Raw genomic sequence first — 11,787 nt, forward strand, 5'->3', positions numbered from 1 at the left:
ATGAGTCAGCGGATTCCGACGTCGACCGCGCCCACCCTCGAAGCCGTCGCCGCCCGCGCCGGCGTCTCGCGCGCGACGGTCTCGCGCGTCGTCAACAACTCGCCGAAGGTCACCGACGAAGTCGTGGCGCTCGTCAACGCCGCCATCGACGAGCTCGGCTATGTGCCCAATCGGGCGGCGCGCTCGCTCGCGAGCCGGCGCACGCAGGCGATAGCGCTCATCCTGCCCGAGTCGGCGGCGAAGGTCTTCGACGACCCGTTCTTCTCGAACATCGTGCAGGGAATCGCGCTGCACCTCGCGGATACCGAGTACACGCTCAGCCTGCTGATCGCCTCGGAGACCGCGTCGGACAAGACCAGGCGCTACTTGCGCGGCGGCAACGTCGACGGCGCCCTCGTCGTGTCGCACCACTCGGGAGATCACTCCTACACGCGGCTCGGCGCCTCGATTCCGCTCGTCTTCGGCGGGCGACCGCTCAACCCGAGCGAGACCGACAGCTACTTCGTCGACGCCGACAACGTCGAGGGCGGCCGGGTGGCGACGCAGCACCTCATCGACGCCGGCCGCACGTCGATCGCGATCATCTCCGGACCGGGCGACATGCCCGCGGGCGTCGACCGGCTCGCCGGGTGGCGCACGGCGCTGAGGGGGGCCCGGCTCGACGACTCCCTCGTCGAGCACGGCGACTTCTCCCCGCAGTCGGGAGCCGAGGCGATGCGCCGGCTGCTCGCCCGCGGGGTGCCGATCGACGGCCTGTTCGCCGCGAACGACCAGATGGCCGTGGGCGCCTACTCGGCGCTGCACGAGGCGGGCTTGAGCGTCCCCCACGACGTGTCGGTCGTCGGGTTCGACAATGACAAGTACGCTCCGACGGCGACGCCGCCCCTCACGACCGTGAACCAGTCGACCGAGCGGATGGGCGCGAAGATGGCTGAAGTGCTCATCCGGCTCATCGACGGCGACGAGAGCGTGCCGCGCGCCACACGGCTGCCGGCGGAACTCGTGGTGCGCGCGTCCACATCGCGCAGGGCTGAGTAAACACGGCCCCGCCGTCCTCCCGGTCGGGGGACAATGGAAGAGTGATCACCTCCACTGTCCCCCTCGACGACACGGCGGTCCGCCGCATCCGCACCGACTTCGCGGAGCTCGCGAAACCGGTCAACGGACGACCGCTCGTGTATCTGGACTCGGGGGCGACGAGCCTCAAGCCCGCGCCGGTTCTCGACGCCGAACGCGCCTTCGCCGAGACCTACACGGCGGCCGTACATCGCGGCGCGCACACGCTCGCAGCCGAGGCGACCGAGCTCTTCGAGCAGGCGCGCGAGACTGTCGCCGCCTTCGTCGGCGCCGCCTCCGATGAGCTCGTGTGGACCTCGAACGCGACGGAAGCCATCAACCTCGTGGCCTACGCCATCGGGAATGCGACAGCGGGACGCGGCGGGGAAGCCGCCGCCCGATTCCGCCTCTCCCCCGGCGACGAGATCGTCGTGACCGAAGCCGAGCACCACGCGAACCTCATCCCGTGGCAGGAGCTCGCCGCACGCACGGGAGCCGTGCTGCGCGCCATCCCCGTGGACGACGAGGGCGTGCTGCGCCTTGACGAGGCCACCGCGATCATCGGCGAGCGCACGCGCCTCGTCGCCTTCGCGCACGTGTCGAACGTGACGGCGGCGATCGCTCCCGTCGCCGAGCTCGTCGATCTCGCGCATGCCGCCGGCGCTCTCGTCGTTCTCGACGCCTGCCAGTCCGTTCCGCACATGCCCGTCGACTTCCATGCCCTCGACGTGGACTTCGCCGTGTTCTCGGGCCACAAGATGCTCGCGCCCACCGGCATCGGCGCACTGTACGGGCGCCGGGAGCTGCTGAACGCGCTTCCGCCGTTCCTCACGGGCGGCTCGATGATCACGACGGTCACGCTCGAGCGCGCCGAGTACCTGCCCGCACCGCAGCGCTTCGAGGCCGGCACGCAGCGCATCTCGCAAGCGATCGCCTTCGCGGCGGCCTGCGACTACCTCTCCGGCATCGGGCTCGACCACATCGCCGAGCACGAGCACGCCCTCGGTCGGCGCCTGCTCGAGGGGCTCACGCAGATCGACGGCATCCGCGTGCTCGGCCCGCGTGACGCCGACCAGCGCACGGGTCTCGCCTCGTTCGACGTCGATGGCGTGCACGCGCACGACGCGGGACAGTTCCTCGACGACAAGGGCATCGCCGTCCGAGTCGGGCACCACTGCGCGCAGCCGCTGCACCGCCACCTTGGGGTGACGGCGTCCACGCGGGCGAGCAGCTACCTCTACAACACGCTCGACGACGTCGAGCTGTTCCTCGAGGCCCTCGCCGACGTGCGCCCGTTCTTCGGAGCCGGCTCATGAGCGAGCTCGAGAGCCTCTACCAGCAGGTGATCCTCGACCACGCGCGCGAGAAGCACGGCTTCGGGCTGCGCGCGGGCGCAGCGGCATCCAGCCATCAGTTCAACCCGACGTGCGGCGACGACCTCACCCTCGAGCTGCACGTCAGCGCCGACGGCGAGCGCATCGAGTCAGTATCGTGGGAGGGCGCCGGCTGCTCGATCTCGATGGCGTCGGCGTCGCTGCTGAGCGATCTCGCGGCCGGGATGCCGCTGGCCGAGGCGCCCGCGCGGATCGCCCAGTTCCGTGAGCTCATGCGCTCGAAGGGCGCCGGCATCGACGATGACGAGGCGCTCGGCGACGCCGCCGTACTCGAGGGCGTCTCACGCTACGTCGCTCGGGTGAAGTGCGCGATGCTCGCGTGGGTCGCACTCGAAGCGGACCTCGCGCAGCTGCCCTGAGCCTCACACCTGGCCGAGGCCGAGCCGTTGCCGCATGATCGCGACGGCCTCGGGGTTCTGGTCGATGAGCACGAAGTTGCGGCCAAGGCTCCGGGCGGCGGCGCCCGTGGTCCCGCTGCCGGCGAAGAAGTCGAGCACCCAGTCGCCCTCGTTGCTCGAGGCCTGGATGATGCGCCGCAGCACGCCCTCGGGCTTCTGGGTGGGGTAGCCGGTCTTCTCCTTGCCCGTCGGCGACACGATCGTGTGCCACCACACGTCGGTCGGCAGCTTGCCGCGCGCCGCCTTCTCGGGCGTGACGAGCCCGGGCGCCATGTACGGCTCCCGATCGATGTCGTCGGAATTGAACACGTAGTTCCGCGGGTCCTTCACGTACACGAGGATCGTGTCGTGCTTGGTCGGCCAGCGCGACTTCGACTTCGCGCCGTAGTCGTACGCCCAGATGATCTCGTTGAGAAAGCAGTCGCGGCCGAAGATCGCGTCGAGCAGCACTTTCGCGTAGTGGGCCTCGCGGTAGTCGAGGTGCAAGTACAGCGTGCCGTCGTCGGCGAGCAGTCGCCACGCCTCGAGCAGCCGCGGCTCGAGAAACGCCCAGTAGTCGTCGAACGCGTCGTCGTACCGGTGCAGCTGCCCGCGAATGCGCTCATAGCTGTACCCCTTGAACCCCGTCACGGTGCCCGAGCCCGCCGCCGCACGCACGTGCGTCGTCGCGCTGCGCCGCTGCTCCCGCCCGGTGTTGAACGGCGGGTCGATGTACACGAGCCGGAACGCGGCATCCGGGAGCGTGGGCAGCAGCTCGAGGTTGTCGCCCGCGAGAATCACGCTGCTCTGCGGCAGTCGTCGGGGGTCGGATGCCGCCGCAGCCGCGTCGTCGGCGGACATCGTCACGGCACCCGGTGCAGCCACGCGTCGGTGGAGAACTTCGAGTCGACGAGCGCCTCGGCGGCCGCGTACTCCTCGGGCGTGACCCCGCCCATCGTCGCGCCGGTCTGCGAGACGAACACCTGCTTCATCCGCTCGATGATCTCCGCGCGGCTGAGGCCCGTCTGGCTGCGCAGCGGGTCGACGCGCTTCGCCGCGGAGGTCGTGCCCTTGTCGCTCATCTTCTCGCGGCCGATGCGCAGCACCTTCGTCATGAGCTCGCCGTCCATGTCGTAGCTCATCGTGACGTGGTGCAGAACGGCGCCGTTGCCGAGCCGCTTCTGCGCGGCGCCGCCGATCTTGCCGCCCGGGCTCGTGATGTCATTGAGTGGCTTGTACTCGGCGCGCACGCCGAGCGAGTTCAGCGCCTCGATCACCCACTCGTCGAGATAGGCGTACGAGTCGGCGAACGACATGCCCTGCACGAGGTCGGCCGGCACGTACAGGGAGTAGGTGATGACCTCGCCGCGCTTCATGAGCATGGCGCCGCCGCCCGTGATGCGGCGCACGACCTCGAAGCCGTGCTTCTCGGCGTTGGCCATGTCGACTTCGTTCTTCACCGACTGGAAGCTGCCGATCACGACAGCTGATTCGTCCCACTCCCAGATGCGCAGCGTCGGGCCGCGGCGCCCCGCGCCGACCTCGCCCGTGAGCACCTCATCGAGCGCGAGGTGCATGCGCGGCGGCACCGATGCCGCGTGGATGATCTCCCAGTCGTAGTCCCGCCAGTTCGCGGCTTGCGCGAGCGCCCGACGGATCGCCACGCCGACGGCCTCGGGCGTGAAGCCGAGCAGCGTCGCCTCGGCCGGAAGGGCAGATCGAACGGATGCCGCGAAGGTCGCCGAGTCGCTCGCCGCGGGCATTCCCGTCACGGCGTCGTTTATCGCGAGGAGGGCTTCGTCGGGCTCGAGGAAGAAGTCGCCGGCGAGGGCGAAGCGCGTGATGGTTCCCGCTTCCACTTCGAGGTCGACGACCACGAGCTTTCCGCCCGGAACCTTGTACTCACCGTGCATGCTGCAAGCCTATCGCCGCCCGCCGCGTCGGCGGGGAGAGCAGAATGGGGGTATGACGACCAAGCTGATCCTGACCAGACACGGTGAGACGGTGTGGCACGCCGAGCACCGCTACGCCGGCTCGAGCGACATCGCCCTCACCGATCGCGGACTTCAGCAGGCCGAGGAGCTCGCGGCCTGGGCGGTCACGCATCGACCTGATGTGCTCGTGTCGTCGACGCTCAGCCGGGCGTGGAACACGGCGGACGCCGTCGCCAAGGCCACCGGGCTCGACCACTGGGCCGACAAGGGGCTCAACGAAGTCGACTTCGGCAAGGGCGAGGGGCTCACGATAGCGGAGCTGTACGAGCAGTACCCGGATGCCGCCGCGGCGTTCGAGAAGGCTCCCGCGCAGTCGCCCATGCCGGCGGGCGAGCCGGGCGCCATCGCCGTCGCGCGCGCCCTCAAGGTGCTCGCGCGCATCATCCTCAAGGCCGACGGCGGCACGGCCCTCGTCGTGGGCCACGGCACGCTCATGCGGCTCGTCGTGTGCACGCTGCTCTCGATCGACCCGAACCGCTACCGCGACATCTTTCCCGTCGTGGGCAACTGCGCGCTCACGACTCTCGAGTTCGAGGGCGACAAGGCCGCCCTGCTCGACTTCAACGTGCCGCCGGTCGCCTAACGCCGGGTGCTGTGCCGGCCGAGCCAGTCGACGAGCCGGGCGATGACCTCGTCGCGGTTCGTCTCGTTGAACACCTCGTGCCGCGCGCCGGGGTAGATCTCCACCTCGACGTCGCTCAGTCCCGCGCGGTCCCGGTAGGCGTCGGCGAGCAGTCGAGCACCCCGGCCGCTGCCGAGCGTGTCGTCGGAGCCGGCCATGATGAGAACGGGGAGGTCGCGTGGCAGGTGCCGCGGCGGCCGGCCGAGGAATTGCAGCGACTGCGGCAGCGTCCATACGGGCTTCTCGGCGATGTCGAAGCACAGCGGGTCGGCCGTGAACGCCGCGCCGACGGCCTCATCGCGGCTCAGCCACTCGAGTCCCGTCGCGCCGGTGCCTCGCCAGGGTTTGTTGAGGTCGCCGCCGTTGAGCACGCCGATGACGGCGAGAGACGTGCCGGTCAGCACGACGCCGTCGTACAGGTCGGTGCGGGCGACGATCTTCTGCGCCATGAGCGAGCCCCAGCTGTGCCCGAGCAGGAACAGGGGCAGGTCCGGATGCCGCTCCCGCAGCGACTCGCCCACCTTCTGCACCGCTGACGTGGCACCGCGGATGCCGTGCGGACCGAGGTGGCCGAGCCCCAGGTAGTCGAGTCCCGTCTGCCCGTGCCCGCGGTGGTCGTCGGCGACGACCGTGTAGCCGGCGGCGACGAGCTCCCCGGCGAGCGCGCCGTAGCGCCGGGCGTGCTCGCCGGCGCCGTGGGCGATGTGCACGACGCCGCGCGGGTCGGGCGCCGTCCACTCGTAGTAGGTGATGCGCACGCTGTCGTCGTCGACGAGGGAGCGAATGGCGTCGGGCTGGGTCATGCGCCAAGCGTAGCGCCGGCGGCATCCGTCAGCCTTCTCCTATTTACTTAGCAAGGCTAATAAGCTAGACTAAGCAGCTGTGGCAAAGACTATTGGGGAACAGGCCACCGAGCTGCGAATCGCAACCTTCCGTCTCGCCCGCCGGCTGCGCGCCGAGAAGGCGGACGGCGAGTTGAGCGACGCACACTTCTCGGTGCTGGCCGGACTGCACTGGCACGGCGCTCTCACGCTCACCGCTCTCGCCGAGCGCGAAGGGGTGTCGGCGCCGTCGATGAACCGCACGGTGAACTGCCTGGAGGAGGGCGGCTACATCGAGCGCGTCGCCGACGAGAGCGATCGCCGCAAGGTCATCATCGCGCTCACCGACGCCGGGCAGGCGACCGTCAAAGACACTGTGAAGAAGCGCGACCGCTGGCTGCACCAGCAGCTGCGCTCGCTCAGCCCCGAGGATCGCGCCACGCTCGCCGCCGCCACCGACATCATGAGGAGCCTCACCACTCAGTGAAAGCCATGTTCCGCTCGCTGTCGAGCTTCAACTACCGCTTGTGGTTCGTCGGCGCCCTCGTCTCGAACGTCGGCGCGTGGATGCAGGCTACGACACAGGACTGGGTCGTGCTCGTCGACCTGACCGACAACGACGCGCTCGCCGTCGGGACGACGATGGCCCTGCAGTTCGGCCCGCAGCTGCTCATGGTGCCGATCTCCGGCTACATCGCCGATCACTTCGATCGGCGCAAGATCCTCATGTTCACGCAGACCTCGCTCATGCTTCTCGCGGTCGGGCTCGGCGTGCTGCTGCTCAGCGGGTACGCGCAGCTGTGGCACGTGTTCGTCTTCGCGTTCCTGCTCGGCGTCGTCAACTCGATCGACATGCCGGCCCGGCAGGTGTTCGTCTCCGACCTCGTCGGCGAGAAGGACGTCGTGAACGCCGTCTCGCTCAACTCGGCGTCGTTCAACACGGCGCGCCTGATCGGCCCCGCGGTCGCCGGCATCCTTATCGCCCTCATCGGCTCGGGCTGGGTGTTCCTCATCAACGCGGCCTCGTTCCTCGCCGTGCTGTGCGCGCTGTTCATGCTGCGCGTCGACGAGCTGCACAAGAGCCCGCGCGCGACGGGAAGCCCGCTGAAGAACATCGTGGAGGGCTTCCGCTACGTGAGCGCCCGCCCCGACCTCACGGTGATCTTCATCATCGTGTTCATCATGGGCGCGTTCGGCATGAACTTCCCGATCGTCGCCTCGACGATGGCGGTCGAGTTCGGTCGCGGAGCCGGTGAGTACGGCGCGCTCTCGTCGATCCTCGCCGTGGGCTCTCTCACGGGAGCGCTCATGGCCGCGCGGCGGGCGCGACCGCAGATGCGCGTGGTCATCGTCGCGGCCGGTTTCTTCGGCGTCGCCTCGACCATCTCGGGCGTCATGCCGAGCTACTGGCTCTTCGCCGTCTCCCTCATCCTCGTCGGCTTCTCCACCGTGACCCTTCTGACGACGGCGAACAGCTTCGTGCAGACGACATCGAGCTCGATCATCCGCGGGCGCGTGATGGCGCTGTACGGCGCGATCCTCATGGGCAGCACGCCCGTCGGCGCACCGATCGTCGGCTGGGTCGCGAACGTGTTCGGCGCCCGCTGGACGCTCGGCGTCGGCGCGATGGCGGGCTTCGCGGCGCTCGCGGTCGGACTCGGCTGGCTCGTCGTCGCCCGCAAGCTGCGGCTGCGCCGCGACCCGCGCTCGCGCTGGCGCCTCGTCGTCACGCACTACGGCCGCCCCCTGCCGGGAACCGAGACGGCGAGCTTCACTCCCCTTGGCCTGACCTCGCCGATCGCGGTCGTGCGCGACGAGGCCGAGAGCGCGCGGCCCGACACGAAGCCCATCCCCGTGGCCGCCACCGACGACGCCGAAGACTGCCCCGAGGCACGGCGCATCCCGAACGCCGGAAGCCCGGCTTCCGCCCCGCAGGCGATCCCCGTCTCCGAGCCGGAGGCACTCACGGGGCAGCTGCGCCTGCCGCGCGACGACTGAGCCCTGTCAGATCGCGGCAGACGACGCAAGGCCGCGCGGCATCCGATCACGCGTGCCTACCATGGCGCATGGCGATCACCCTGGCATCGATAGCGAGCCTCACCCCCGACACCGTCCTCGTCCAGTCCGAGGTGCGCGACGTGTTCGCGTCGCAGCCCGACCTCAGCCGGCTCGCGCAGCGGCTGATCTCGACGAGCTTCGACCAGTCCGGCATCTCGACAAGGCGGTCGGCGATCGTCGAGTTCGACAACGACACGCACGTCGACGAGCCGCAGTTCTACGACCGGGATTCCGGCCTGCTGCTCTCGCCGGGAACGCAGGCTCGCAACGAACTGTACACGGAGGCGGCCGGCGCGCTGTACGTCGAGGCGGCACGCCGGGCGACCGCCGACATCGACACCGACACGATCACGCACGTCATCACGCTCTCGTGCACGGGCTTCTTCGCGCCGGGACCCGAGTTCCTCATCGCTCGCGAGCTCGGCCTGCGCGCGGGCGTGCAGCGCTATCACCTCGGCTTCATGGGCTGCTACGCCTCGATGCCCGCTCTGCGCCTCGCGCACCAGCTGTGCGAAGCCGACCCGAGCGCCGTGGTGCTCGTCGTGAGCGTCGAGCTGTGCACGCTGCACGTGCGCTCGTCGAACGATCCCGACCAGATCATCGCCTCGTCCCTGTTCGCCGACGGCGCGGCCGCGGCGATCGTGCACACGGGAACCGGCCTCGCGAGCCTCGACAGCTTCGACACCCGCATCACGCCGACGGGCGAGGAGGCGATGGCGTGGACCATCGGCGACGAGGGCTTCACGATGGTGCTCAGCAGCTACGTTCCGCACATCATCGGCGAGCACATCACGGGAGCGCTGACGCCTCTGCTGGGCGACACCCCGGCACGCGACATCGACTGGTGGGCGCTGCACCCGGGCGGGCGCAGCATCGTGGACCGGGTCGAGTCCGCCCTCGAGCTCGATCCCGCCCAGCTCGGCGCTTCCCGCGCCGTGCTGAACGAGTTCGGAAACATGAGCAGCACGACGGTGCTGTTCGTGATCGAACGGATCCTGCGCGACGCAGTGGCGGGGGATCGCATGTGCGCCGTCGCGTTCGGCCCTGGTCTCACCGTCGAGTCGGCGCTGCTGACGGTGCAGTGATGGTGGACCTGTCCACGCGAGCGACGACGCTCGTCGAGAAGATGGACGAGCCCGACTGCGACCCGCGTGCGCTGCGCCGCACGTACCGGCGCTTCACGCTCGTGAACCGACTCGTCTCGGGTTGGCGGTCGGTGTATCGCTCCCGGATCCGGCCGCGGCTCTCGGCGGAGCGCCCGACACGGCTGCTCGACGTCGGCTGCGGAGGCGGCGACATCACCCTCGCTCTCGCCCGCTGGGCCGCACGCGATGGGCTGCAGCTGGAGGTCACCGGCGTCGATCCCGATCGCCTGGCCATCAATGTGGCGAAGGATGCCGCCGCCCGCGGCCGCGCGAGAGCCCGGTTCGTCCGGGCGACGGCCTCGCAGCTCGACGAGCGCTTCGACATCGTCGCCTCCAACCACGTCGTGCATCACATCGCCGACCTGCCCGGCTTTCTCGCCGAGACGACGGCGTGCTGCACAGCGGAAGGACTCGTGCTGCACAGCGACATCGAGCGCTCGCGCGGCGCATATGCCGGGTTCGCCCTGCTCGCCGTGCCGCTCAGTCCCGGCACGTTCGTGCGCGTCGACGGCCTGCGCTCGATTCGCCGCAGCTACACCGCGGAAGAGCTGCGGCAGGCGGCGCCCGCCGGCTGGACCGTCACCCGCCACACGCCGAGACGGCTGCTGCTCGCCCGGGAGGGCGGTGATGCCTGACGTCGTGATCGTCGGCGCCGGACCGGTCGGGATGCTGCTCGCCGTGCTCCTCGAACGCGAGAGCGTCGACGTCGTCGCACTCGAGCAGCGCACGGAGATCTCGCAGCGCCCGCGCGCGGTGGGACTGCACCCGCCGGCGGTCGAGATCCTTCGCCGGGCGGGCGTCGAGCTCTCGGGCAGCCTCCCGATCACGCGCGGAGAGGCGCGCGATCGGGACCGCGTTCTCGCCGGCATGCGCTTCGACCCGCCCGTGCTCACCCTCGCGCAGCACGGCGTGCAGCACCGGCTCGAGCAGCTCGCGCGTCCGCCGCTGCGCGGCACGCGCGTGCTCGGCATCGATCAGGACGACGCGGGCGTGCGCATTCGCATGAGCGGCGGGTCGATCGGCGCGCGGCTCGTCGTGGCCGCCGACGGAGTGGCCAGCGGCATCCGGTCCCAACTCGGCATCGGCTGGGCGCAGCGGCGCGGTCGGGCCCGCTACCTCATGGCCGACGTTCCCGATGACGGCGACCTCGACACGCTCGCCGTGCTGTGGTTCGGCGCCTACGGCGTCGTCGAGTCCTTCCCGCTGCCGGGACGGCGCCGCCGATGGGTGGCCCGCTCCCCGAGCGCGACGACCTCGAGCAGCTTGTCGCCGAGCGCACCGGCATCACGACCGCCATCGCCCGCGAGGAGACGAGCGCGTTCCTCGCCCAGCAGCACATCGCCGAGCACTGGGTGGCCGGTCGCGTCGTGCTGCTCGGCGACGCCGCCCACGAGCTCAGCCCGATCGGCGGACAGGGCATGAACCTCGGACTCATGGATGCCGCGGCTCTCGCGCCCCGGCTCGTCGCCGCCCTCCGCGGCGACGCCGATGAGCTGGTTCGATGGGAGGGCGAGCGGCGTCCGGCGGCTCTGCGCGCGATGAACCAGGCGGCCTTCAACATGGCGGTCGGTGTGCCCCTTCCCTTGCTGGTTCAGCCGCTTCGCCGCGCTGCGATCCGCGCACTGAGCGTCCCGCCGGTTCGCCGCCGGCTCGCCGACGCGTTCACGATGCAGCGGCTGTGATCTCTATCGGTAAGCTCGCCCCGTGACCAGACTCATCACGGAAGCAGATCTCGACGAGATGGGGTTCCTGTCCGACAACGCCGCCGAGAACATCGAGGAAGCCCGCATCTGTGAGGCGTGGGCGACCGATCGCGAGAACTTCGAGCTCGATGAGGACGTCACCGCCCAGTTCCTTCTGACCCTCGCCTCCGAGAAGTACCAGAAGGCCGGAGAACTCGACGAAGCGTGGCGCGTCGCTCAGGCGGCCGTGGCGGCTGGCGACGGCCCTCCACTGGGAGCTCACTCGCAGCTGCTCGACCTCGCTTTCGAACGGGACGATCGCGCCTCAGCCTTGCATTACCTGGACGAGGTGCGGCGCGCGAGAACCGATGATCTGCACGGGCTCCAGTCGATCGCCGAGACGCTCGAGCTGAGGGACGAAGTCGATCTCGCGCAGCGCTGGTTCATCATCGGAATGCGGGCAGCCTCGTGGGTCGGCTCCGACGCGTACTACGAAGTGTTCCTGCTCGGTCGCTACCGCGTGAGGCGGTTACACGCGATCCCGCTCGACGGCCTCGACGTCGACGCCGAGCATCTGCGCATCGACCGCGGCCTTGCGCCTCTCGCGGACGGCGAGTCCCCGCCGCTCTCCTTCTGAG

The 11,787-nt window shown here is 69.9% G+C and carries 13 protein-coding genes and 1 pseudogene; 11 read left to right on the plus strand and 3 right to left on the minus strand.

The window, feature by feature from the left end:
• The 3 genes from BLV49_RS03445 to sufU are packed head-to-tail and all read left to right on the plus strand — an operon-like array spanning position 1 to position 2,809.
• Positions 1-1,038, plus strand: coding sequence for a LacI family DNA-binding transcriptional regulator (locus BLV49_RS03445; RefSeq protein WP_091179823.1), 1,038 nt, complete (start codon positions 1-3; stop codon positions 1,036-1,038).
• A 41-nt stretch (positions 1,039-1,079) separates the two neighbouring features.
• Positions 1,080-2,372 (plus strand): aminotransferase class V-fold PLP-dependent enzyme, encoded by a 1,293-nt coding sequence (locus BLV49_RS03450; RefSeq protein ID WP_091179825.1) that lies wholly within the window; start codon positions 1,080-1,082, stop codon positions 2,370-2,372.
• Positions 2,369-2,809 carry a Fe-S cluster assembly sulfur transfer protein SufU gene (gene sufU / locus BLV49_RS03455; RefSeq protein WP_091179827.1) on the plus strand — a complete coding sequence of 147 codons (441 nt, stop codon included), beginning with the start codon at positions 2,369-2,371 and terminating at the stop codon, positions 2,807-2,809. The genes BLV49_RS03450 and sufU overlap by 4 nt, the downstream gene beginning before the upstream one ends.
• A 3-nt stretch (positions 2,810-2,812) precedes the next feature.
• Here sufU and BLV49_RS03460 read toward each other — a convergent pair whose 3' ends face one another.
• Both BLV49_RS03460 and lplAB read right to left on the minus strand, forming a co-directional pair.
• The gene (locus BLV49_RS03460) at positions 2,813-3,712 is read right to left on the minus strand and encodes a DNA-methyltransferase (RefSeq protein WP_434061450.1); all 900 of its coding nucleotides are present in this window, start codon (positions 3,710-3,712) and stop codon (positions 2,813-2,815) included.
• Positions 3,691-4,740 (minus strand): lipoate-protein ligase LplAB, encoded by a 1,050-nt coding sequence (lplAB, locus tag BLV49_RS03465; protein WP_091179829.1) that lies wholly within the window; start codon positions 4,738-4,740, stop codon positions 3,691-3,693. The genes BLV49_RS03460 and lplAB overlap by 22 nt, the downstream gene beginning before the upstream one ends.
• 52 nt (positions 4,741-4,792) lie before the next feature.
• Here lplAB and BLV49_RS03470 point away from each other — a divergent pair, with 52 nt between their 5' ends.
• Positions 4,793-5,404 (plus strand): histidine phosphatase family protein, encoded by a 612-nt coding sequence (locus BLV49_RS03470; protein ID WP_091179831.1) that lies wholly within the window; start codon positions 4,793-4,795, stop codon positions 5,402-5,404.
• Here BLV49_RS03470 and BLV49_RS03475 read toward each other — a convergent pair.
• Positions 5,401-6,246, minus strand: a complete 846-nt coding sequence (locus BLV49_RS03475; protein WP_091179833.1) for an alpha/beta fold hydrolase — start codon at positions 6,244-6,246, stop codon at positions 5,401-5,403. The genes BLV49_RS03470 and BLV49_RS03475 overlap by 4 nt on opposite strands.
• A gap of 79 nt (positions 6,247-6,325) precedes the next feature.
• Between BLV49_RS03475 and BLV49_RS03480 the strand changes: the two genes are divergently transcribed.
• The 7 genes and pseudogenes from BLV49_RS03480 (at position 6,326) to BLV49_RS03510 (ending at position 11,786) form a co-directional block, all read left to right on the plus strand.
• Positions 6,326-6,751, plus strand: coding sequence for a MarR family winged helix-turn-helix transcriptional regulator (locus BLV49_RS03480; protein WP_091179836.1), 426 nt, complete (start codon positions 6,326-6,328; stop codon positions 6,749-6,751).
• 5 nt (positions 6,752-6,756) lie between these two features.
• The gene (locus BLV49_RS03485; RefSeq protein WP_176980870.1) at positions 6,757-8,262 is read left to right on the plus strand and encodes an MFS transporter; all 1,506 of its coding nucleotides are present in this window, start codon (positions 6,757-6,759) and stop codon (positions 8,260-8,262) included.
• A 68-nt stretch (positions 8,263-8,330) separates the two neighbouring features.
• Positions 8,331-9,407: a type III polyketide synthase gene (locus BLV49_RS03490; RefSeq protein WP_091186713.1), complete on the plus strand. Its 1,077-nt coding sequence runs from the start codon at positions 8,331-8,333 to the stop codon at positions 9,405-9,407.
• Complete coding sequence (locus BLV49_RS03495) at positions 9,407-10,102, plus strand: methyltransferase domain-containing protein (protein ID WP_342706611.1); 696 nt, start codon at positions 9,407-9,409, stop codon at positions 10,100-10,102. Before BLV49_RS03490 ends, BLV49_RS03495 begins: the two co-directional genes overlap by 1 nt.
• Positions 10,095-10,586: pseudogene (locus BLV49_RS17290) on the plus strand (FAD-dependent oxidoreductase); the annotation flags it as partial. The gene BLV49_RS03495 and the pseudogene BLV49_RS17290, both read left to right, overlap by 8 nt.
• Before the next feature lie 104 nt (positions 10,587-10,690).
• Positions 10,691-11,149 (plus strand): FAD-dependent oxidoreductase, encoded by a 459-nt coding sequence (locus BLV49_RS17295; protein WP_091179840.1) that lies wholly within the window; start codon positions 10,691-10,693, stop codon positions 11,147-11,149.
• 22 nt (positions 11,150-11,171) lie between these two features.
• Positions 11,172-11,786 carry a hypothetical protein gene (locus BLV49_RS03510; RefSeq protein ID WP_091179842.1) on the plus strand — a complete coding sequence of 205 codons (615 nt, stop codon included), beginning with the start codon at positions 11,172-11,174 and terminating at the stop codon, positions 11,784-11,786.
• Position 11,787: the final 1 nt, after the last annotated feature.

The sequence above is a fragment of the Paramicrobacterium humi genome, assembly GCF_900105715.1.
Classification (GTDB): Bacteria; Actinomycetota; Actinomycetes; order Actinomycetales; family Microbacteriaceae; genus Paramicrobacterium; species Paramicrobacterium humi.

Excerpts from the sequence above, each read along its gene's own strand:
- sufU (WP_091179827.1), top strand. The coding sequence starts at position 2,369 with ATGAGCGAGCTCGAGAGCCTCTACCAGCAGGTGATCCTCGACCACGCG.
- BLV49_RS03495 (WP_342706611.1), top strand. The coding sequence starts at position 9,407 with ATGGTGGACCTGTCCACGCGAGCGACGACGCTCGTCGAGAAGATGGAC.
- lplAB (WP_091179829.1), bottom strand. The coding sequence starts at position 4,740 with ATGCACGGTGAGTACAAGGTTCCGGGCGGAAAGCTCGTGGTCGTCGAC.
- BLV49_RS03485 (WP_176980870.1), top strand. The coding sequence starts at position 6,757 with ATGTTCCGCTCGCTGTCGAGCTTCAACTACCGCTTGTGGTTCGTCGGC.
- BLV49_RS03475 (WP_091179833.1), bottom strand. The coding sequence starts at position 6,246 with ATGACCCAGCCCGACGCCATTCGCTCCCTCGTCGACGACGACAGCGTG.
- BLV49_RS03445 (WP_091179823.1), top strand. The coding sequence starts at position 1 with ATGAGTCAGCGGATTCCGACGTCGACCGCGCCCACCCTCGAAGCCGTC.
- BLV49_RS03470 (WP_091179831.1), top strand. The coding sequence starts at position 4,793 with ATGACGACCAAGCTGATCCTGACCAGACACGGTGAGACGGTGTGGCAC.
- BLV49_RS17295 (WP_091179840.1), top strand. The coding sequence starts at position 10,691 with ATGGGTGGCCCGCTCCCCGAGCGCGACGACCTCGAGCAGCTTGTCGCC.
- BLV49_RS03490 (WP_091186713.1), top strand. The coding sequence starts at position 8,331 with ATGGCGATCACCCTGGCATCGATAGCGAGCCTCACCCCCGACACCGTC.